Here is a 20137-nt window from a genome sequence, read left to right as displayed (position 1 = left end):
CCCAAAGATTCGCAACGTTGCCAAGCGCTACTGATCCAATAAATTCGAACGGATCAAGAACCGTTTGCCTTCCGGGGCTTCCACCGAGAAGCCTGCGCCACGGCCGTCGACAACATCTAAACACAGCCGAGTATGTTTCCAGACCTGAAACTGTTCAGCTGATATCCAGAACGGTAGCGTCTGACCTTCGCGGTCCGGTCGGTGGCCTTCACCTGGCGGGCCGGACATCTCGAACGTGCCCAGTAAAACGTCTGAGGCGCCCGTCTTAAAATCTCCGATCGGGAAACACATCGGCGAGGAGCCATCACAACATCCGCCTGACTGGTGAAACAGCAGGGGACCATGAAAATCCCAAAGTTTTTGCAACAGCTCAAAGGCAGATCGAGTCATCGAGACCCGGGAAAAATCTTCTCCGCTTATTTCTGGGCGGGCGACCAAAAAAACCTCTGGGTCCGCGTTCTTCTCGGCAGTGTCGCTATGTGACGACATGGTGCCCTCCTTTCAGGGTACGCTTCACAGAAGCGTTGACCGGGCCCAGAACGCCACAGCATCCGCAGGCCCGGTCTTGTTCACTCAGTTGCTTTCGCTCGCGTTTAGAAGAAACCTAAAGCGGAATCGGAATAGGACACCAATAGGTTCTTCGTTTGTTGGTAATGCTCCAACATCATCAGGTGCGTTTCGCGTCCAATACCGGAGGACTTATACCCGCCAAAGGCCGAGTGGGCCGGATAACTGTGATAATTATTCACCCACACACGGCCCGCTTGAATATCTCGACCAGCCCGATAGGCTCTCGTACCATTCCGCGACCACACGCCAGCGCCCAAACCGTAGAGCGTGTTATTTGCAATCGAGATTGCCTCGTCGTAATCCGCGAAGGTCGTGACAGCGACGACAGGACCGAAGATCTCTTCCTGGAAGACACGCATATCATTCTTCCCTTTAAAGATAGTGGGTTGGACATAGAACCCCTCCGCGAGGTCTCCGTCCAGTTCAGCACGGCCACCGCCCGTCAGGACTTCCGCGCCTTCCTTAACTCCAATGTCCAGGTAAGACAGGATCTTCTCGAGCTGATCATTGGAAGCCTGTGCACCAATGACCGTGTCCGAATTGAGCGGGTCACCGTGACTAATGCGCTGAGTGCGAGCTACCGCCTGCTCCAAGAAGTCATCGGCGATCGATTCCTGCACGAGCGCTCGAGACGGGCAGGTGCAGACTTCGCCCTGATTGAGTGCAAAGAGCACAAACCCTTCTTGTGCTTTGTCGAAGAACGCATCATCGGCAGCCATCACGTCCTCGAAGAAAATATTTGGGGACTTACCACCTAGCTCCAGGGTTACGGGGATAATGTTTTCTGACGCATACTGCATGATGAGTCGACCTGTGGTGGTCTCGCCGGTAAAAGCAATCTTTCGAATCCGCGGATTCGAAGCCAATGGCTTACCGGCTTCCAGCCCAAATCCATTGACCACGTTGACGACCCCCGCAGGCAGCAGGTCCCCAATTAACTCCAACAGCACCAGAATCGAAGCCGGAGTTTGCTCAGCTGGCTTGAGCACGACAGCGTTTCCTGCTGCCAGCGCTGGAGCCAGTTTCCACACCGCCATCAACAGCGGGAAGTTCCAGGGAATGATTTGCCCGACAACGCCCAGCGGTTCGTGAAAATGATACGCGGTGGTGTCATCGTCAATTTGGGACAGCCGACCCTCTTGAGCGCGTATCGCCCCTGCGTAATAGCGGAAGTGGTCAATCGCCAAGGGAAGATCTGCGTTTAGGGGTTCTCGGATGGCTTTACCATTATCCCAGGTCTCAGCCACCGCAAGCTCTTCAAGATGTTGCTCCATCCGGTCCGCGATCTTCAACAGAACTCCGGCCCGTTCGGCCGCCGAGGCTTTGCCCCACGCTGATGCTGCAGCTTGTGCCGCATCGATCGCGACGTCAATGTCCTCCGCGGTTCCGCGAGCGACCTCGGTGAAGACTTTGCCGGTCACTGGAGTAATATTCTCGAAGTACTGACCTTTGACTGGTGCAACCCACTCGCCACCGATGTAATGGTCGTATCGTGATTTAAATTCCACCAGCGCGCCAGGCTGGCCGGGGTGTGCATATTGTGTCATCCTGACCTCCTAAAAACGGGAGTCCGTTGTTACGGTTACTCTTCAGAGACTCCTTGAATATGATCCTAATCACATGCCGGTTGCAGGCGGGTTGCAACGCATCCCGTCGATTTCACCAGTGCGCTCGAGGTTCAAGACAATTTCCGTTCGGCGCGGATGCTGCTCGGGCAGAATTTTGAGTGCAAGCATCATGACTTGCTCGTCTTCCTCGTCGTGACACGTATCGAGATACTTCAGCACTTGCTCGGCATTGGCTCTCTCCAGAACGAGCTCTCGTAACCACGTCGCCACTCGATGGCGCACCTCAAATACCCCCGGCGCGCCACTCTCTGGCAAGAACGATTGACTGCCGAAACCCAACGCCTGGTCAAGATCACCAGAGCGCAAGGCGTTCCATAGTTCCACGACATCAAGCTCCAGCGACGCCACAAGCCGATAGGGTCGAGACTCGACTTCAACAGCAAGCGCCGGTCGCGCAGCTAGGAATTTTCGCAAGCGGGTCATTTCAGCGCGCACCGTGACCACGTGCTCACCAGAGCCGAAAAGTTGCTCACTCAGCTCTTCCGCGCTCATGCCTCGACCGCGCTGATGTGCCTCCCAGCACAACAAGAAAAGAATTTCCGCATGACGTTGGCTCAGCTCTACGGCATTTCCCGCACCATCGACCAGCAAGGGCTTGGCTCGGCCGACCGCACTCAGTGTCGTGGGCCCAAGCCCCGCCTGCACCCCACCGTGATAGAGACACGTTGGCATGCGGTCCGCGTAGAGCTCTCGCAGGTATCCTTCGCAAGCTAATCCGGTGGCTTTCATCAACGCCAGCGCATGCCCGGCAACGGCACGATCACCGCCCGTAATGTCCAGGGCCCCTAAGATCTTTCCGGTAATCGGGTCGCGAACAGGGACTGCGGTGCACGAGAAGCATTGGATATGGAGGGCAAAATGTTGTGTTCGTGCCACTTGAACCGGACGTCCGGTGACTAAAGCAACCGCAGGGGCGGACGTGCCCATGCTTTGCTCCGCCCAATTGGCGCCAGGACCGAAGGATAGATCCTCCGCAAGAGTCCGCGTGTGGTGGTCGCCCTCCACCCAGAGTAAGGTGCCGGCGTAATCGACGACGGCCACAATTAACCCTGACTCAGCCACGGAGTCCGTCAACACACTCCGCACCATTGGTAACAAAGCAGCAAGGGGGTGGTTTCTTCGATAGTCATCCAACTTCAGCCCGTCGTAGAACAACGGGGCGTCAGTCGACTCGGCGTCAAGAGAATGAGCGCGAGAGCGACGCCACGAGGCTTCCAACTCCGGAGGTAGCCCGCGGTAACTCGGACCACCGCTTGCGACCAGTCCTTCTCTCATCTGAGACCCACCTCAAAGAAGAGCGCTTGAATGTGATCATCATCACATACTCTAGGTGAGCCAAATACCCCTTGACAAGACCAACTCCCAGATCGAGACAGGTGAAGCTAGTTGGCTGTACTGACCGGACACGTTATTCGATGGACACGTAGACCGACTCCTCCACTGACCCTCTAACCAATTCGAGACGTCGGGAAATCTAGCTACCAATATCAGTAGCGTGAGCCACCAGACATTATCCTAAGGTGAGTCACTGCACCTCAGACGCTCAAGGATGGCCCCATCTATGGCTTCACCGACCACATTGTCGTCGAAGAAAACCGTCACAACAGTCTTCGCCGTTGGTTTGATGTTGTTCTCGATGTTTTTTGGGGCCGGGAACCTGATTTTCCCGCCCATGCTCGGTATCGAGTCCGGCGATCGGTTTGCGCCTGCAATCACCGGCTTCCTGGTGGCCGGCGTGGTCCTACCGGTCATCACGATCATTGCTGTCGCAGTGTCTGGTTCCGGCGTCAGGGATATGGCCTCTCGAGCTGGCGTCATTTTCGGTGTCATCTTCTCAGTGGTTGTCTATCTCTCCATCGGTTCGTTTTACGCCATGCCACGCGTGGCAGCGATCGGTTACGAACTCGGCATTGAATCCACCTTTGGACTATCCGGTACAGGCTGGCGCGTGTTCTTTACCGGGCTCTTCTTTGCCGTCGCGTTCGTCATTGTGCTATTCCCAGGCAAGGTGGCCGACTCCTTGGGTAAAGTCCTCACCCCCGCCCTGCTCATTCTGTTGACCGTGATGACCATCGCCGTTATTGCGTCCATGAATAATCCCCCGGTAGCTCCCACCGAGGAATACGCTTCCAGCCCGCTGATCGCCGGAATTCTTCAGGGCTACTTCACCATGGATTCCATTGCCGCTCTGGCATTCGCCATCGTGGTGGTCTCCAGCTTCGGCGCTGCTGGCATAACCAACCACAAGAGAGTGGTAAAGCTCAGCGCAATCTCGGCCTGTATCGCCGGCTTCTTCCTCATGCTGGTTTACCTCGGTCTGGGCTTTATGGGCACGCGCATGCCGAATAAAGAAAGTTATTCCGATGGCGCAGAAATTCTGTCCAGCGCGTCGAAGCTGACTTTGGGATTGACCGGAGACATCATCTTCTCCGCTGTGGTTCTGCTGGCATGCCTGACCACCGCGGTTGGTCTGATTGCTGCCTCAGCGTCGTTCTTTGAAGAACTACTCCCCCAGCTGTCCTACCGTAGCTGGGCAATGATCTTCACCGTGATCGCATTCACTCTTGCTAATCTCGGCCTGGAACGCATCCTGACGTTCTCGACACCCATCATCGGACTGATCTACCCACCCGCAATAGCCTTAATCGTCACCAGCTTGGTCCACCTGCTGGTCCCGCGTCGCCAGTTACCACTGACCTACCGCACCGGTGTCTATGTCGCGCTGATCTTCTCGGCCCTTGATCTGATCGTGTCCAACAATCTGTTCGGTGCTGAGGTCCTGGCCGAGCCACTGGCGATCATCCCGTTGTTCTCAGCGGGACTGGGATGGATGGTCCCCACCGTCGTGGCAGCAACCATTGCCTTCATCTTCGATATGCAGCGCGGCCTGACCCGAGATGATGACCTCGTCTCAGGAGAAATCCGCGACCCTCTCCAAAGAGATGAGACGCCATCGTCCGACACGAGCCAGGCACTGAATCGCTCCTAGAGGCTCGCCTTTGACGCAAAGACCCTGTTCACAAATCGATGACATGAGCGGGGCTCGGTCGTCTTATTCCCAGTTAGCCCCCATCCTGCCGAGTTCTTCCCTGCAATCCGTGACATGTCGAACGTGGACCCTTTGTTTGAGGATGAGCGTGATTCCGCTACTTCCCTTTATGTGCAACGAAAAAGCCCGCCAACTCAACGAGTTAGCGGGCCTAGGGTGGAGACGCCGGGAATCGAACCCGGGTCCGATGTGAACTTCAGTAGGCTTCTCCGTGCGCAGTCTGTTCTGAAGTTTTATCGACCTCGATCGTCCCACAGACAGGCGATCGTTCAGGTCTAGTCGGCTTCAGGTCTTCGTTGATTCCCCCGACAGGGTCAACGAACAGTGGCTATCTAATCGACGCCAGACACCGGGCCGATAGCATTCCCGGGCTGACGGACTCGATCACTGATTAGGCAGCGAGAGCGAAGTCAGTGCGCTTAGATTCGGCACTTAATTGATTGCAAAGGGCGTTTACGAGATGACTTTGCGTCCTCGGCACGCTTCCCTTACCTCAACTCACATCGTCGAAACCGATCGTCCCCTCTTCGATTATGTTCCACGAAATCGTGGATACACCAGAATAACCCGTCGAAAATCCGCCCGCAAGTCACGCGAGCTCCCTGATTGCCCGGGAGCTGTGTTCTTCTGCAAAGAGCTAAAACTCCAACGCGGAGACCCCGCGCCGGTTGGCTTGCCGCATCGCTCGTTGTGCCTCACGCGCATCTTGCTGCTCACGAAGTGCTTGGCGCTTGTCAAAGTCACGCTTACCCTCGGCAACGGCGATCTCTACCTTGGCGATACCATTCTTAAAATAGAGCTTAAGTGGCACAATGGTAACGCCTTTGTCCTGGACAGCGCGCTCAAGCCGATTCAATTCTGCACGGTGTAGTAGCAATTTTCTCCGGCGTCGCGATGCATGGTTCGTCCAAGAACCGTTGAGGTATTCAGGAATGTAGACCTGTTCGAGGTAGAGCTCACCATTGGTAAACTGGGCGAACCCATCACCAATCGAGGCTTGTCCCTCGCGTAGTGATTTAACCTCAGTTCCCATCAGAGACAGCCCGGCTTCATAGGTATCTTTGATCGTGTAGTTGTGACGAGCTTTCCGGTTCGAGGCAACAACCTGGCTATTGGGGTCAGGTGTTTTTTTCCCGTTCGATTTCTTCGCCATCGTCAGCCTCACCTCTTCCCCAAGATCTCGTTGAACATACCGGGCACATCTTGTCGGTCAACCCAAAAATTATACACGTCGGCCCTCTTCGACGTCATCTAACGGGTCAGAGAGGGCCGCGACGTGGAAATACTTAGAGCAAGCCCTCGGGGTCAACCGCGGTCCCGTCTAACAGCGTTTCAAAGTGCAAATGGCACCCGGTGGAGTTACCGGTTGTGCCGGTATAACCGATGACGTCACCCTGGTTGACCTTCTGACCTGGACTGACGACGTAACGGGTCATGTGATGGTACTTTGTGGCCAATAGCCGACCGTTAACCTGCCCGTGCGAAATGACGACCCGACGACCCGAGGTCCACACGGCCCAGTCAGCGTTCATGACCGTGCCGGACGCGGCGGCCTTGATCGGTAGACCACAGCCACCGCCATAGTCGATTCCGGTGTGAACGTATCCGCCAGCTCCTCCATAGTCAAAAGTTCCGGCTGGGGTGGGACGCCACCCAAATCCAGAAGTCTGGTAGGTATTGAGGGGAGGAACCAGACCCCACGCCGAGGAACTGCTGGAAGGTTTCGAGGATCCCGAGGAGCCCGATGATTTGGACGACTCGTTGGCCGCAGCCTCTTCTGTGACTTTTTGGTCTGCGTCACGCGAGGCCTTAGAGGCTTCTTCGGCCTTTTTCCGTGCTTCTTCAGCCTCCTTGCGCTGACGTTCCGACGCCTTAGCGGCCGCTGCTCGTTCCTCTGCTTCACGAGCCTTACGTTCCGCTTCTTCTGCTTCCTTGCGCTTGCGTTCAGCCTCTTCGACTGCCTCTTGGTATTGGCCTTCTAAGTCCGAGGTTGCTGATTCTTGATCGAGCAACTCCCGCTGACGCTGAGCGATGTCTTCATTCACCGAAGATTGCTCGGCGCGGTTCTCGTCGATCTGCTTCTGAATCTTCGGACGTTCGGCCTTCAGTTCTTCAGTGAGCCGCTCGGTGTCGGATACCATCGTGTCCAATTCCTTCTTTGCGGCTCGAGCCTCGTCACGGGCTTTTTCTTCAGCTTCGAGAGCTTCCTCGGCCTGTGCCTGTAGCTCTTCGATTTCTTGTTCCACGCCGGCGAGACGTGCGTCCGCATTACGGTCGGTTGCTGCCTGCTGGGAGGCCTGGGAAGACCGTGAGGATTGGATGCGTAGCGCCTGCTGAGTCAGTCCCATAGTCTCGGGCAGGGAGGAATCAGAAACACCGAGCATAAACGACAGATCTTGCGAGACCCCGCCACGCCGGTAGGCCTGGTGGGCAATCTGGCCAACTTCCTCGCGCGCTTGTGCAACCTGTTGTTCCGAGTCATCGATCTCGGCCTGAATTTCCTGACGACGTTGCTGGGCTGAGGTCAATCGACTCTTGAGCGACTGCACTTCATCCACGGCAGCTTGCACTCGAGACTCTGCGTCTTCAACAGCCTGTTGCGCACCGGGCAACTGCTCTTGCAACTCGTTGAGCTCCGTGACCTTTTTCCGGATGTCCTCATCGAGCCCTTCCAGGTTGGCATTCAAGTCGCCCCGGTCAGACTCCAGTTTTTGCTTTTGGCTTTCCAAATCCGACAAGGAATCAGACAAGTCTGATTCCTGCTGACGCGATTCGTCCAGCTGCTGTTGCAACTCATCGACCTTATCCTGCGCATGGGCTGGCGCGATACTGCTGACTGTCAGCACCGCCATCAAGCCAGTCGCAATAACACACAGAGGTAGCCGGTTACGGCTCATGAAAAGTACTCCTTCACGGAACGGGGGAAGACGAAGGACTCAAGCAGGCCACTGCCGAGCTAGACCTTGAGGTATCGCCGCAATGTCAACCAGGACGAGACCGCAGCCAGAACCACGGCAATCACTATCAACAATGGTATGAGAACGAGGGCATCTTGTCCGGATATAAAGCCAGTGTCTGGATATTGGGTGGCCAACCAGTTACCAACAAAGAACTCTGCCAGTGCCCACGTCGTCACCGATGCCAGCACCGCGCCAAGGACCGCCGCCAACACACCTTCTGCCAGAAACGGGAGTTGGATCATGGACTTGGAGGCGCCGACCAAGCGCATAATCCCGGTCTCGCGTCGGCGGGAGAAGGCGGAGAGCCGGATGGTGGTCGCGATCAAAAGCGTTGCTGTCACCAACATCACCACGGCCAGTCCGACCGCAACGACTGAGGCGATGTTCATGATTGCAAATAACGACTCCAGCAATTCTCGCTGATCTGAGACCTCCTCAACGCCCGGCATATTGGCGAACATCTCGTTGATCACTTCGTATTGTTCGGGGTCTACCAATTTCACCCGGAATGATTCCGGGAGCTGGTCAGCCGTGACTACCTCAGCCATTTCGGAGTTGGCAAACTGCTCTTGGAAAATCTCCAACGCCATCTCTTGAGACTCGTACTCGTAGCTGTCGACATACTCTGCTGCTTGCGGCGATTCGAGCTGGTCTTCAATGGCCTGGCGTTGTTCATCGGTCACCGCGCCCGCCGAACAGGCCGCCGACAGGGAATTTTCGGTACACAAGAAGATCGCCACTTCAACCCGGTCGTACCAATAGCCCTTCATCTGGTTAATTTGTTGCTGAAGGAGACCGGCGGCTCCGACGAAGGTCAGGGACACAAAAGTCACCAGAATGACCGAGATGACCATCGAGAGGTTTCGGCGAATACCAGAGAAAGTCTCGCCGAAAATAAACCTAACTCTCACTGCTGACCCTCCTGGACGATCTGTTCCTGAACTGCCTCACCGCGCCGTGTGGCACGACGTGGCATCGGCTGGTCATCTCCATAGGCCTGCAGCTGGCGCTCGTGTTCAGGACTAATGGAGGGAGAGTAACCGCCTTCGGCTTCATCACGCACAATACGACCATCCACAAGTTCCACCACACGCTTTTTCATCGAGTTAACGATGTCGTGATCGTGGGTCGCCATCACCACGGTAGTGCCGTTCTGGTTGATCTTGTCCAGAACTTCCATAATTCCCCAGGACGTTTCGGGGTCGAGGTTACCGGTGGGCTCATCGGCCAACAGAATCGCCGGGCGGTTCACAACCGCACGAGCAATCGCCACGCGCTGTTGCTCACCACCGGATAGCTCGTGTGGCATCCGCTTCTCTTTCCCCGCCAACCCCACGGTCTCGAGCACATCGGGCACGTTTTGGCTGATCAAGGCATTACGTTTGCCTAACACTTGCATTGCAAAGGCCACGTTGGCAAACACGGTTTTGTTCGGCAACAACCGAAAGTCCTGAAAGACCACGCCCAAACCGCGTCGCAGGTGAGGAACCCGCCAGCTCGGCAGTTTGGCGACGTTTTTTCCTGAGACGTAGACGGAACCGGAGCTTGCACGTTCTTCTCGCTGGACCAGTCGGATAAAAGTTGATTTACCGGATCCGGAGGCACCAACTAAGAAGACGAACTCACCGCGTTCTATTTCAACGGTCACGTCTTCGAGTGCTGGTCGCGAGGTACGGTGATAAACCTTCGTGACATCTTCGAATCGAATCATGTTCTACTCCGACCGGGCAGAATACCCGCCGGCGGTGTGGCCTAATCGGGGAAGTCTTCCAGCGCCGGCCCTTCAAGAATAGTCACGAATTGGTAACCGTTGTGGGAGGCTGAGCCATGAGAGATGCTGTGTCGCCGAAGTCGATTAGTTCTCGTCCTCGCCGTCATGCCGGTCACCGGCACGCCACCGGATGCCAGCATCGATAAAGTCATCAATTTCGCCGTTGAAGACCTTGTCGGGGTTACCTTCCTCGTGCCCGGTCCGCAGATCTTTCACCATCTGATAGGGATTGAGCACATAAGAGCGCATTTGATCACCCCAGCTGGCTTTTACGTCACCGGCGAGTTCTTTCTTCTTGGCATCTTCTTCCTGCTGGCGTAGCAACAGCAACCGCGACTGCAAGACCCGCAGGGCAGCAGCGCGGTTTTGAATCTGAGACTTCTCGTTCTGCATCGACACCACGATCCCGGTGGGAATATGGGTCATACGCACCGCAGAGTCGGTGGTGTTGACCGACTGACCACCAGGGCCTGAGGAACGGAACACATCGATCTTCAGCTCTGTCTCGGGAATCTCCAGCGAGTCATCGGATTCAATCACCGGCACGACTTCAACCGCGGCGAAGGAGGTCTGTCGACGTCCCTGGTTGTCGAAAGGAGAAATACGGACCAAACGGTGCGTTCCGGCTTCAACCGATAACGTTCCATATGCGTATTCAGCATTGACCTCAAAAGTTGCCGACTTCATCCCAGCTTCTTCGGCATAGGAGGTGTCCATCACCTTGGTCGGGTACCCGTGGCGTTCGGCCCAGCGCAAATACATTCGCATCAGCATTTCGGCGAAGTCGGCAGCATCCACACCACCGGCACCAGAGCGAATAGTCACCACCGCCTCGCGCTCATCATATTCACCGTTGAGTAGCGTGACAGTTTCTAGCTGGCTAAGTGCATCGCGGATGCTGGAGAGCTCACTGGCCGCGTCATCCAAAATGGCCGGTTCTGACTCTTCCCTGGCCAATTCCACCATGACTTCGAGATCGTCAATGCGTGATTCCATGGTGGTCAACCGTTCCAGTTCGTGCTGACGCCTCGAGAGCTTGGAGGTGATTTTTTGAGCCTCATCAGGATTGTCCCATAGATCAGGTGCCGCAGCCTGACCGGATAGCTCCTCGACGTCAGCGCGAATCTGCGGCAAGTCGGAGACTTCCGCAATCGAGGCATAGGTAGAACGTAGACCCGCGATCTCAGCGGGGAAATCAATTTCAGCCATGACCCTCCAAGCCTACGTCATCTGAGCCGGAGGGCAGAAAACGACTCAGCGTTGCAGACTGGTGCGAGCGCTGGACTCTGCGTGAACCTCTACCCCATCGGGAAGAAACCAACTCACCACCGGGACCTCCGCCTGTGCAGTCAACTCCACCACCACTGTATCCCCGCCAAGGACTCGGACATCGACGACGTCAAGGTCGCCGAACCGCTGGTAGGCCCCCGAAGAATTGAGATAGTCTTCAACCCGCCCCCGGGCCGACCGGGCATTGAGTCTTGGCGTTTGGGTTACCACGCTGTTGCTATTGGGTTCTGAGATGGCAGGTGCATCAAGACGAAAGTCGGCGGCCGCCACGGATGCCACAGTGTCGGCGGTCGATAGGAGCTTGCGCGACTGGAGATTGACCTGTGTGATTGCCAAGATCGTGACCGCACAGGACAACAAGACGGCGCATATCCCCACCAGCAAAATGCTGGTCTGTCCTGAATCTTCGCACATTCGGACACGCCATCGAGCTAGTACCTTACTCAAATTCACCCACTTGATAGTCAGCGACTGAGTTCAACGTGGCCACGCTGGTCGGGTTACCTAAGATACTGGGAACCAGCGGAAGACCCACACTAGTGGATATTTCGATCTGCGCTAGTGAGCCCGGAGCGGTGCAACTGTCTGGTGAGCAGTGAATGGCGACGGTAATTTGGTCTGGATCAACGCCGTAATCCTCCACGGTTCGCTCAATGCTGGCTCTGGCTCGTTGCTCGCCCTGTTCATCGTCCGAAGCCTGCGCAAGCATTCTCACGCCCTGATCAGCCGCTGCAACGGTGGCGTAGCCGGCGGATTGGATCTGGGCGATGAGTACTAAGAAATAGATCACCGGCACCAGTAGTACGGCAGCAAGTACCGTGAATTCCACGGTCGAAGACCCCTCATCGGCGCGATGGTCGCATCTATTGGGTGAAGCTATACGCATGGCCACTCACCTCCCACGTGACAGGAGCGGCGACGAACCCAACCATGGGAATGCCGTGCTCGACGGTGATGGTAATCAACTCCGCTCCATCACCACCGGGTACTGCGGAAACCTGAGCACTCACCTGAGCCTGCGAAGCCCCCGGTATCGACTCGGTCAGCAACGTCTCGGCCCGCTCCACGCCGTCGCTGACGGACTTATCAGCTAGCCCCGCATAACGGGCGCCTGCTGAGGCCGCGTCAATCATCGTATTGCGCGTGTGAATAATGACCGCTAGTTGCATGATCGAAACCATCAGCACCGCAATGACGGCGATGATCATGGTTGATTCCGCCACGGCGGAGCCACGCTCACGTCGCAACGAGCCGATGGATTCCCACATCTTAGTTTGTTGAAACTTGATCGATCGCCTGGTTGAAGAGGTCTGCCAGAGCCGGGCCGGCAAGTGCCAGCAGGCCAGCCACCAGCACAGCCGACATCAGGGTAATCATCACCCAGCCTGGAACATCTCCTCGTTCATCTCGTCCCAGGCGCTGGAGTGAATTGGACATCCAGATCATCAACGTAATCAGGCTCTTCATAGTGTGTCTCCTTCTTGTCGTGACTTACTCGTCGTGGATTTCTGGTCATTCCTTTTTTTGGGGGGTGATCTAGTCTGTATTGCTCGAAACTCTCAAACACCGAGGTTCAATAGCGAGAGGCCCGGATAGACGGCAAAGAGGACTGTCAGAGGCAGGATGCCGAAGATCAATGGGGCCATCATGCCGATCTCTTTCTTGCCCGCGACTTCCATCAAGTTTCGTTTCGACATCTCACGGACATCATGGGCTTGTGCCCTTAAGACCTGCGACAGCGGAGTACCGCGTTCCAAGGCCACCAAGAGCCCAGAGATGAATCGTTCGACGGCCGGTATCTGGACCCGGTGGTCACAGGACCGCAGGGCAGTAGCGAAGCTGGAACCGGCATGGAGATCTCGCATCACGCGATCAAATTCGGTAGCCAGCTCTCCCTCAGCGGAGTTGGCCACCCGTTCGATGGCACCCTGTGCAGTGTCTCCGGCCGATACTGACAAAGCAACTAGTTCGGTCACGGTGGGAAACTCCGCCAAGATACGGGCTTTGCGACGAGATACCTGGGAGCTGAGAACATTATCCCGCAAGAAGAAACCCAGGACGCCAAGACCAAGAACCACGATGACGCCTAGCAGGGGCGTGAGTGAGTAGTTCACGGCAAGCCCGATACTGACCACCATTCCGGCGGATGCTCCAAGTAGGGCATACATGAGTTGCTCTGTGCGATACTGTGCCACGGTCATCTCGAGGCCAGCACTCCACAGTTTTCTCTGTAATTGGTCAGAACCGAGGTTCATCATATCCAGCAGTCTGGCCACTCGACCCAGCAACGGGGCGGCCAACTTGTAGATCGTACCGAAGACCCCACTGGGCCGAGCCGTCACCGGTGCCGTCGCAGGAGCAAATCCCCGGAGCTGAGGTTGGACGCGCTGGACTAGCGAGGGCGACCCACCTGTCCACACGACCAACATGATCAATACAAGACCGGTACCTAAAAGTGCCCCGCACCCTAAGGCCAACCAACTTGGCACGCTCATAAAACTCTCCTCTCAGCCGGAAGAGCCCCAATCCTGCGCATTAGCCAATAGCACAAGGCACTAACCACCACGCCGAACAGCAACACGAGCATGCCTGCCATCGTTTGATAAGCAGCCAACGCCTGCGGTTGTGTTGCCAAAAGTAGTAGCACGACCCACGGCGCGACCACAGCCAGACGCGCCCCGTTGATAGTCCAAGACTGTCGCGCTTCCAGTTCAGCTCGAGTTTGTGCCTCTTCACGCAAAAAGTCCGCCAAGGTCTCCAGTACTGCACCAATATCTGCGCTACCGACATCCCGGGTCATCATCAACGATGCCGCCAGCCGATCGGCTACTGGATCGGCCAGACGCTCCTTAAGGCGTGTTAGGGCATCAGAGAACCGCATTCCGGCCCGATAATCTGCGGTGAAATCTTCCAACGCGGGTCTGAGTTCTTCGGGACCGTGAATCGCCAATTGTGACAACGCCTCGGGCAACGTCAATCCGGCACGAATCGCGGACCGTAAATGGTCTACCGCCTCGGGCCATACCTCGCGCATCGTCGCTTGCCGTTTTCTGGCTGACGATTTCAAGATGCCAAATGGAAGCAGAGCTGCGAAGAGTCCAAAGCAGATCCCCAACGGAACCGCTCTCGTCAGGGCAATCATGACCAGCCCCACCACCAAAGCCAAAATGGCCGAACTAGCCACGACAGTGGGGACGGTAATGCGTTCGATCCCAGAACGAATAACCAGGTGCTGAAGTCCTGACACGCGAGAGGGCTTGCGACTCTCCTGGGCAGGCTGGGCCCACCATGACAGCCAAATCAGGAGTAGCCCGACCCCTAGGATGAGCCCGAGCAACACGCTCATGCGTTCGCGCCCATCAAAGCGCGGACGTCCATACCGTGGTCACGAAACTTTTTGCTATCCACCAAACCGCTGGGGTTAAAAACTAGTTCGTGCTCTGGTCGATGAAAGACTGGAGCCGATTCGATCACACCGGCTTCGACACGTTGCCCGACCGCACGGATCTCAGCTATCCGTCGCTGTCCTCGGCGGTCTTTTTCACAGTGCACCACCAGGTCAAAACAACTGGTCACCGTCGGGACCACGAATTGTGAGGTGATATTGTCCCCTGCCAATAAAGGTAGCGTGCAGATTTTGGTGAGTGCATCCTGGGCACTGTTGGCGTGCACCGAGCACATTCCCGACAGTCCGGCGTTCATCGCAATGAGCATGTCCAAGCTTTCGGCCTCACGGACCTCTCCGACAATAATCCGGTCCGGACGCATCCGCAGGGCTTCTTTTACCAGGCGACGCAACGAAATCTCACCATAACCTTCCAGATTGGCCTGCCGACACTGCATGCTCACCACGTCACGAACCGGTATCTGCAGTTCAAAGATCTCCTCAACGGTAATCACTCGCTCTCTGGCCCCGATGGCAGCGGATAGACAATTCAACAGAGTGGTTTTCCCGGCTTGAGTGGCACCGGACACCAGAATGTTCAGCCCGGCAGTCACGGCAGCCTCTAAAAACATGGCGGCTTGAGCGGTTAGCGAGCGGGTACGGACCAAATCCTGAAGGTTGTGCGCTCGAACAACGAATTTTCGAATGTTAACGGCCCAGTGTTGTGCCGTAATCTCCGGAATAACCACGTGGAGCCGTGATCCGTCGGGTAAGGCAGCGTCAACGAACGGTGAGGACAGGTCGAGTCGACGCCCCGAACTTTTCAGCATCTTCTCGACCAAGTCTCGAACCTGTTGCGCACTCAACGAGACATTGGTCAACTCTGTGGTGCCACCGCGAGCGCAGAAAACTTGGTCGGGAGAGTTGATCCAGATTTCTTCGACAGAATCATCGTCCAGCAGCCGTTGCAGCGGTCCGAAACCAGCGACAGCGTCTAGCACGGCTTTTTGAGCAACCTCACGATCGGCCAAAACCGGCACGCTACCTGTCAGTGAACGCGCATCATAGTTCTGTGTGACGTGGTAGACGAGGTCTCGAACTGCAGTGAGATCTTTAGAAGGGTCAATATTGGATCGGCGTATCTCTTCGCGAACTTCTGTTTCCAGTATGCGCAAAGCGTCCATCGAATCATTGCTCCCCTTCAGCAACCAAAACTGTCGTCTGACATTACAAAACTGTGACCCCACTCACTGTAAACAATAAATTGAGCTGAGAAAACAGTGGTTCCTGAAATTTCTGGATAATTTATATTATCCACAGGTCTTACAAATACTCTCGACGCATTCGTACCCGGCGACGAAGATAGAACCGACCAGAAACCCATGACACACCGGATTGACGATGCTTCTTGAGCTCTTCGGACTAGCAACTCCGCAACCGCCCCGATGGGTGCTTGAAAACCTTCCCGCGGGTGGCGGTGCTGAATTAGAACAGCTGATCAGACAGCACGCAGAAGCCCAGCTACGGGACTACCAGTTGTGGTTCGAGCAACGTCGCTTGGCGGACCTCGATCACACTCAGCTCACCCAATGCTGCGAGCATGTGCCCTCGGCCGGTCATGTCCTGCGGCTGATTGCCCGGCCTGACCACGCAATACCAAAGGAACGGATAGATCATCCTGGGTTGAATCTCGTGACTACTACCGGACCTGACGCCGGGCGTCTTGTGCCGGTCACACGAGAACCATTGTCCGTGGGCCGACAGCACGCGCACTATCAAATCAACGATCCGTATCTGCTCGATCGTGATTTCAGCGTGCATCTGACGCAGCACACCACCCAGTTGACAACCTACAGCCCGCTAACACAACCTGCCGAAACGTCGCACGAGAGATCGGTTTCATCGCAGTGGCCGGCACAAGAGACTCTGTCCAGAGGGCAGACAAGTTTTCGTCTCGTCTCCCCGCACTATCCCCGGCTGCCAGAGTTAAGGGCCCCAGCCGTACTGGAGATTGATCCGGGCCCGGAGCCTCAGCCGCCGAATGTTGTGCTTCAACTGGTAATGGCAGCCAGTCCGATGATCATCGGACTGGTGATGATGGTTGTCACAGGAATGTGGTATTTCCTGCTCTTCAGCGCGATTTCGGTGATCGTCGCCGTGGTCATGATCAGTCAATATCGCGCGAAACGCCGGAAGTTTATCGCAACGATCACCCGACTATCTACCGAACAGGGACAACACCGACTGAATGAAACATACACTCCAGACCAACTGCGTTTCGCTCTGCGATCTATCGCCCCAGATCCGCTCGGGCTGCTCCGACCGCATTTAGCAACTCCAACCATCCGCTGGGGAGACGGGATCCTCGCGGTCAAGCTTGTGCGGAGTGACGCCGACGAGAAATGGGCGCAGCATACCCAAGTTCATACCGCTATCGCCCAACATCTGGCTCCAGGCTCAACCACCGTGGTCCGCGGGCTACCCGAACAGCTTGCCTCGGTCACACACTGGCTGCTGGCACAGTGCCACCATCACGCAGCGGCCACCCAACAACGTGTCTGGGTCCATACGAATTCCGAACGGGACAAGGAACTGATCGATTCCGTCCTACCATCAACAATCATTGATACGACCGGTACGCTCACTCGGGACGACCTGGACCAAAAATTCGCCCGTACTCCCCTGGTACGGATTGAACAGGTAGACGAGAACTGTCCCAGACCTCCGGCCAGCCAAGAGGTGGTGTTTGATGTTAGCGATGGCTCAGTATCAGGTCTGGACCAAGATATCTCGCAGATCAACTTCTTTGGGATAAGTGTCACCACTTTAGATTTGGTTACTTCACGCCTACTCAGCCAATTACCGGCAACCAGGAGTCATAGCCCGCTGTTGAGCCTTCCGTCTACATTTTTTACCGCTCATAGCGCGGGAGATCTGCGGGTGGAGATCGATGCCAGAGATAGCGCCGACGCTTTAGATCTGGTCGCAGACGGACCACATGTGTTGATTACCGGCACGACCGGATCGGGAAAATCTGAGCTCTTACTGACTGTTCTAGCCCAACTAGCGATGAACTACCCTGCGGACCAGCTATCGATGGTACTCCTCGATTTTAAAGGTGGTTCCTCCTTCGCGGTCCTCGAGGACCTGCCACATGTGATGGCGGTGGAAACCAACCTCAGCGCCGGAGTGTCTTTGCGATCTTTGGGAGCTATCGAAGCCGAATTACACCGCAGAGAGAAGCTCTTTGCTGAGTATCGGGTCCCCGATTACTCATCGTTCCGACAGAACGTGCCCCATGTCGTCTTGCCACGGCTTGTGGTGGCCATCGATGAACTGAAAATGCTAATCGAAGACCACCGTCAAGCCCAAGATGTTCTGATCCGCCTCGCCTCCACGGGACGCTCACTGGGATTCCATTTGGTGTTGGCAACACAGCGGGCTCAGGGGACCGTGACCTCTGACGTGCGGGCAAATCTGGGCTCGGTACTCTGTCTTCGCACAGCAACAGAACAAGATTCCTGGGACCTGATCGGTGATGCCTCGGCCTATCGCATCAGCGCTTCTCAGCCAGGGCGTGGGATTCTGCGTCGCGGACCGGCCGATTCCGAGATCTTTCAGACTCCTATTATGCGACTACCTTCTGAACCGGTCACGCTCACCCCAGTCTTCGCCGATCGCCCGGTGTCGACAAAGACTGTCGCCACCACGAAGTGGCCACGGGTGGTATCCATGATTACCCAAGCCCATGAACAGGCCGGTCTGTTATGTCCTGACCCCATTGTCTTGCCTTCGCTACCCGAGCACTGGAATCCTAGCACTCAGAGCACAGACCCGTTAACACCGACATCAGGCATGATCCTAGGGCTCGTCGACCACCCAACCGAACGGATGCAAGCTCCGATATGGTGGAACCCCAAGACAACTTCTTCCGAGGCAACGCCTCAGAGCGGACGAAAACCCTGGATCCTCACCGGTTCTTTAGCCGTCATCGGCGCCAGCGGATCTGGTGCCGAAAAACTGCTAGATCGGGCAGTCACGGCGTTCTTCACCCAGCACCACCAAGGGGACCCTTCGCCAAGGATTGCCAACAAGGTGGCCCTCTTTGATGGTCGCCCCCATCGAGAAGAATCCTCAGTGGAACGAGCAATCCACATAACGGAGAGTTCTCAGAACAGATGGTCGTTCCATGCTGAGTGCACCGGTGAAGAACTCGAAGAGGCTCTAGCGACCTTGAGAGAAATCCTTCAAGCTGGCCAACAGCTCACCATCATTATTCGACATTTTTCGGCGTGGGCCTCAAGAATCCCTGGTCGAGGCTTCGAGAGTTTTGAAGACCGTTTAATGACGCTGATCCGCGACTTCCCCAACACACTGAAAATCCTGATACATGGTGGCCGAGAATTGGCCGCGGGGCGCACCGTGGGGCTGATTACCGACCGGATATATCTGGGGTTCGGCTCAACCGAGGAACACCGTATGGTCTGGCCACGGATACGTCAAGCCCCACATATTCCATATCGTGGTGTCCTCGTGGGACGAGGATGGCCTGTACAAGGCCTGGAAATTCAGCTTGCTGAATGATATTGCATGGCCGAGGCATACATGCACACGGTGGCGGCGGTAGCAACATTTAGAGACTCAGCCTGGCCATACATCGGCACCGCGATCGACTGGACGGCCAGGTGTCGCTCATCATCGCTAAGCCCTTGTGCCTCATTACCAAACATCCAGGCCGTCGGGTCGGCCAATTGTGCCTCGCTCAGCATGTCTAGTGTGGTCTGTCCGTACCCGTCAGCCGCCAATAATTTCATTCCGGTCGCGGACAGTTCGGGTGCCAGTTCTCCGATATCAAGGCGAGACAAGACGGGGAGATGAAATAAAGAACCAGCCGTGGAGCGGACGACCTTCGGACTGAAGGGGTCCACGCTACCGCTAGTCAGAAACACCCCATCAGCACCCACCGCATCGGCCACACGGATAATCGTGCCGACATTTCCAGGATCCTGTACTCGGCACAGCACCGCGACCAAATGCAACCCGGCTAAGTCAAGCTGCTCTGGCTGTTCAGGTATTGCGCAAACAGCCAAGATCGATTGCGGTGACTGAGTATCGGACATGGCTTCTAAGACGTCCTGAGAAATCTCTGCAGCATAGACATTACGTCGCCGGACGACGTCCTGGACAAGACCAAATAATGCCGGATCAGAGGATTCGAGCTCCGAGGTCCAGTAAAGTTGATCAATCACACATCCCGGTCTCCAGCTCGCACGACGCTGTGATGCCGACGGTGTCTTTGCCTGAAGTTGCCCGGTTTCTGCTTTGAGCGCTTCCCGGACGGTTTGCGGTCCTTCAGCCAGAAACAGCCCTTGGCGACGACGCACAGCAGAACGCCCCCCCAAACCTGCGACGTGTTTAACTCGATCGGATCGAGCGTTGTCCAGGAACGGGACGGGGCGTTCAGTGCTCATCGGTATGCAGGTC

General features: G+C 56.1%; 19 protein-coding genes and 1 other RNA gene. 2 read left to right on the top strand and 18 right to left on the bottom strand.

Annotated features, from left to right (window positions below; translation table 11 throughout):
* Nucleotides 1-27 precede the first annotated feature (27 nt).
* The 3 genes from DCC27_RS01490 to DCC27_RS01480 form a co-directional block, all read right to left on the bottom strand.
* Nucleotides 28-489 (bottom strand): DUF779 domain-containing protein, encoded by a 462-nt coding sequence (locus DCC27_RS01490; protein WP_110109996.1) that lies wholly within the window; start codon nt 487-489, stop codon nt 28-30.
* Between the two features lie 104 nt (nt 490-593).
* Complete coding sequence (locus DCC27_RS01485; protein ID WP_110098634.1) at nt 594-2117, bottom strand: aldehyde dehydrogenase family protein; 1524 nt, start codon at nt 2115-2117, stop codon at nt 594-596.
* 69 nt (nt 2118-2186) lie between these two features.
* Nucleotides 2187-3473: a helix-turn-helix domain-containing protein gene (locus DCC27_RS01480; protein ID WP_110100269.1), complete on the bottom strand. Its 1287-nt coding sequence runs from the start codon at nt 3471-3473 to the stop codon at nt 2187-2189.
* Between the two features lie 286 nt (nt 3474-3759).
* Here DCC27_RS01480 and brnQ point away from each other — a divergent pair, with 286 nt between their 5' ends.
* A complete protein-coding gene (gene brnQ, locus DCC27_RS01475; protein WP_183145568.1) occupies nt 3760-5187 on the top strand; it encodes a branched-chain amino acid transport system II carrier protein in 1428 nt (475 codons plus the stop codon).
* A 214-nt stretch (nt 5188-5401) separates the two neighbouring features.
* Here the strand turns inward: brnQ and ssrA are convergent.
* The 14 genes from ssrA to DCC27_RS12125 form a co-directional block, all read right to left on the bottom strand.
* Nucleotides 5402-5771, bottom strand: a transfer-messenger RNA (tmRNA) gene (ssrA, locus tag DCC27_RS01470).
* 113 nt (nt 5772-5884) lie between these two features.
* Nucleotides 5885-6400, bottom strand: coding sequence for an SsrA-binding protein SmpB (gene smpB / locus DCC27_RS01465; protein ID WP_110098630.1), 516 nt, complete (start codon nt 6398-6400; stop codon nt 5885-5887).
* Nucleotides 6401-6533: 133 nt separating this feature from the next.
* The gene (locus DCC27_RS01460) at nt 6534-8144 is read right to left on the bottom strand and encodes a M23 family metallopeptidase (protein ID WP_110109995.1); all 1611 of its coding nucleotides are present in this window, start codon (nt 8142-8144) and stop codon (nt 6534-6536) included.
* Nucleotides 8145-8203: 59 nt separating this feature from the next.
* Nucleotides 8204-9118 carry a permease-like cell division protein FtsX gene (gene ftsX, locus DCC27_RS01455; protein WP_110098628.1) on the bottom strand — a complete coding sequence of 305 codons (915 nt, stop codon included), beginning with the start codon at nt 9116-9118 and terminating at the stop codon, nt 8204-8206.
* Nucleotides 9115-9918 carry a cell division ATP-binding protein FtsE gene (gene ftsE, locus DCC27_RS01450; protein WP_110100268.1) on the bottom strand — a complete coding sequence of 268 codons (804 nt, stop codon included), beginning with the start codon at nt 9916-9918 and terminating at the stop codon, nt 9115-9117. Before ftsE ends, ftsX begins: the two co-directional genes overlap by 4 nt.
* Nucleotides 9919-10062: 144 nt before the next feature.
* Nucleotides 10063-11187 (bottom strand): peptide chain release factor 2, encoded by a 1125-nt coding sequence (prfB, locus tag DCC27_RS01445; RefSeq protein WP_110100267.1) that lies wholly within the window; start codon nt 11185-11187, stop codon nt 10063-10065.
* A gap of 45 nt (nt 11188-11232) precedes the next feature.
* On the bottom strand, nt 11233-11682 hold the full coding sequence (locus DCC27_RS01440) for a hypothetical protein (RefSeq protein WP_110100266.1): 450 nt from the start codon (nt 11680-11682) through the stop codon (nt 11233-11235).
* A 25-nt stretch (nt 11683-11707) separates the two neighbouring features.
* The gene (locus tag DCC27_RS01435; protein ID WP_146206276.1) at nt 11708-12154 is read right to left on the bottom strand and encodes a TadE/TadG family type IV pilus assembly protein; all 447 of its coding nucleotides are present in this window, start codon (nt 12152-12154) and stop codon (nt 11708-11710) included.
* Entirely contained in the window at nt 12132-12536 is a 405-nt protein-coding gene (locus DCC27_RS01430; protein WP_110100265.1) for a TadE/TadG family type IV pilus assembly protein, read from the bottom strand. The genes DCC27_RS01435 and DCC27_RS01430 overlap by 23 nt, the downstream gene beginning before the upstream one ends.
* 1 nt (nt 12537) lies before the next feature.
* The gene (locus tag DCC27_RS01425) at nt 12538-12735 is read right to left on the bottom strand and encodes a hypothetical protein (RefSeq protein WP_110098622.1); all 198 of its coding nucleotides are present in this window, start codon (nt 12733-12735) and stop codon (nt 12538-12540) included.
* A 92-nt stretch (nt 12736-12827) separates the two neighbouring features.
* Nucleotides 12828-13763, bottom strand: a complete 936-nt coding sequence (locus DCC27_RS01420; RefSeq protein WP_110109994.1) for a type II secretion system F family protein — start codon at nt 13761-13763, stop codon at nt 12828-12830.
* On the bottom strand, nt 13760-14614 hold the full coding sequence (locus tag DCC27_RS01415) for a type II secretion system F family protein (protein WP_110109993.1): 855 nt from the start codon (nt 14612-14614) through the stop codon (nt 13760-13762). Before DCC27_RS01415 ends, DCC27_RS01420 begins: the two co-directional genes overlap by 4 nt.
* A complete protein-coding gene (locus DCC27_RS01410) occupies nt 14611-15837 on the bottom strand; it encodes a CpaF family protein (RefSeq protein WP_110098619.1) in 1227 nt (408 codons plus the stop codon). Before DCC27_RS01410 ends, DCC27_RS01415 begins: the two co-directional genes overlap by 4 nt.
* Before the next feature lie 337 nt (nt 15838-16174).
* Complete coding sequence (locus DCC27_RS12125) at nt 16175-16474, bottom strand: hypothetical protein (protein WP_168186055.1); 300 nt, start codon at nt 16472-16474, stop codon at nt 16175-16177.
* A gap of 225 nt (nt 16475-16699) precedes the next feature.
* On the opposite strand from DCC27_RS12125, the gene DCC27_RS01405 reads away from it, so the two are divergent.
* A complete protein-coding gene (locus DCC27_RS01405; RefSeq protein ID WP_168186054.1) occupies nt 16700-19237 on the top strand; it encodes an FtsK/SpoIIIE domain-containing protein in 2538 nt (845 codons plus the stop codon).
* Here the strand turns inward: DCC27_RS01405 and DCC27_RS01400 are convergent.
* On the bottom strand, nt 19222-20124 hold the full coding sequence (locus tag DCC27_RS01400) for an RNA methyltransferase (RefSeq protein ID WP_110098617.1): 903 nt from the start codon (nt 20122-20124) through the stop codon (nt 19222-19224). The genes DCC27_RS01405 and DCC27_RS01400 overlap by 16 nt on opposite strands.
* Nucleotides 20125-20137: the final 13 nt, after the last annotated feature.

It is taken from the genome of Auritidibacter sp. NML130574 (assembly GCF_003185725.2).
Lineage (GTDB): Bacteria > Actinomycetota > Actinomycetes > Actinomycetales > Micrococcaceae > Auritidibacter > Auritidibacter ignavus.
Note: the sequence above shows the minus strand (reverse complement) of the source record. Positions and strands in the feature narration are given on the sequence as shown.

Coding starts and splice junctions, on each gene's coding strand:
- DCC27_RS01490 (WP_110109996.1), bottom strand. CDS start 489: ATGTCGTCACATAGCGACACTGCCGAGAAGAACGCGGACCCAGAGGTT.
- DCC27_RS01485 (WP_110098634.1), bottom strand. CDS start 2,117: ATGACACAATATGCACACCCCGGCCAGCCTGGCGCGCTGGTGGAATTT.
- DCC27_RS01480 (WP_110100269.1), bottom strand. CDS start 3,473: ATGAGAGAAGGACTGGTCGCAAGCGGTGGTCCGAGTTACCGCGGGCTA.
- brnQ (WP_183145568.1), top strand. CDS start 3,760: ATGGCTTCACCGACCACATTGTCGTCGAAGAAAACCGTCACAACAGTC.
- smpB (WP_110098630.1), bottom strand. CDS start 6,400: ATGGCGAAGAAATCGAACGGGAAAAAAACACCTGACCCCAATAGCCAG.
- DCC27_RS01460 (WP_110109995.1), bottom strand. CDS start 8,144: ATGAGCCGTAACCGGCTACCTCTGTGTGTTATTGCGACTGGCTTGATG.
- ftsE (WP_110100268.1), bottom strand. CDS start 9,918: ATGATTCGATTCGAAGATGTCACGAAGGTTTATCACCGTACCTCGCGA.
- prfB (WP_110100267.1), bottom strand. CDS start 11,187: ATGGCTGAAATTGATTTCCCCGCTGAGATCGCGGGTCTACGTTCTACC.
- DCC27_RS01440 (WP_110100266.1), bottom strand. CDS start 11,682: ATGTGCGAAGATTCAGGACAGACCAGCATTTTGCTGGTGGGGATATGC.
- DCC27_RS01435 (WP_146206276.1), bottom strand. CDS start 12,154: ATGCGTATAGCTTCACCCAATAGATGCGACCATCGCGCCGATGAGGGG.
- DCC27_RS01430 (WP_110100265.1), bottom strand. CDS start 12,536: ATGTGGGAATCCATCGGCTCGTTGCGACGTGAGCGTGGCTCCGCCGTG.
- DCC27_RS01425 (WP_110098622.1), bottom strand. CDS start 12,735: ATGAAGAGCCTGATTACGTTGATGATCTGGATGTCCAATTCACTCCAG.
- DCC27_RS01420 (WP_110109994.1), bottom strand. CDS start 13,763: ATGAGCGTGCCAAGTTGGTTGGCCTTAGGGTGCGGGGCACTTTTAGGT.
- DCC27_RS01415 (WP_110109993.1), bottom strand. CDS start 14,614: ATGAGCGTGTTGCTCGGGCTCATCCTAGGGGTCGGGCTACTCCTGATT.
- DCC27_RS01410 (WP_110098619.1), bottom strand. CDS start 15,837: ATGGACGCTTTGCGCATACTGGAAACAGAAGTTCGCGAAGAGATACGC.
- DCC27_RS12125 (WP_168186055.1), bottom strand. CDS start 16,474: ATGCACGCTGAAATCACGATCGAGCAGATACGGATCGTTGATTTGATA.
- DCC27_RS01400 (WP_110098617.1), bottom strand. CDS start 20,124: ATGAGCACTGAACGCCCCGTCCCGTTCCTGGACAACGCTCGATCCGAT.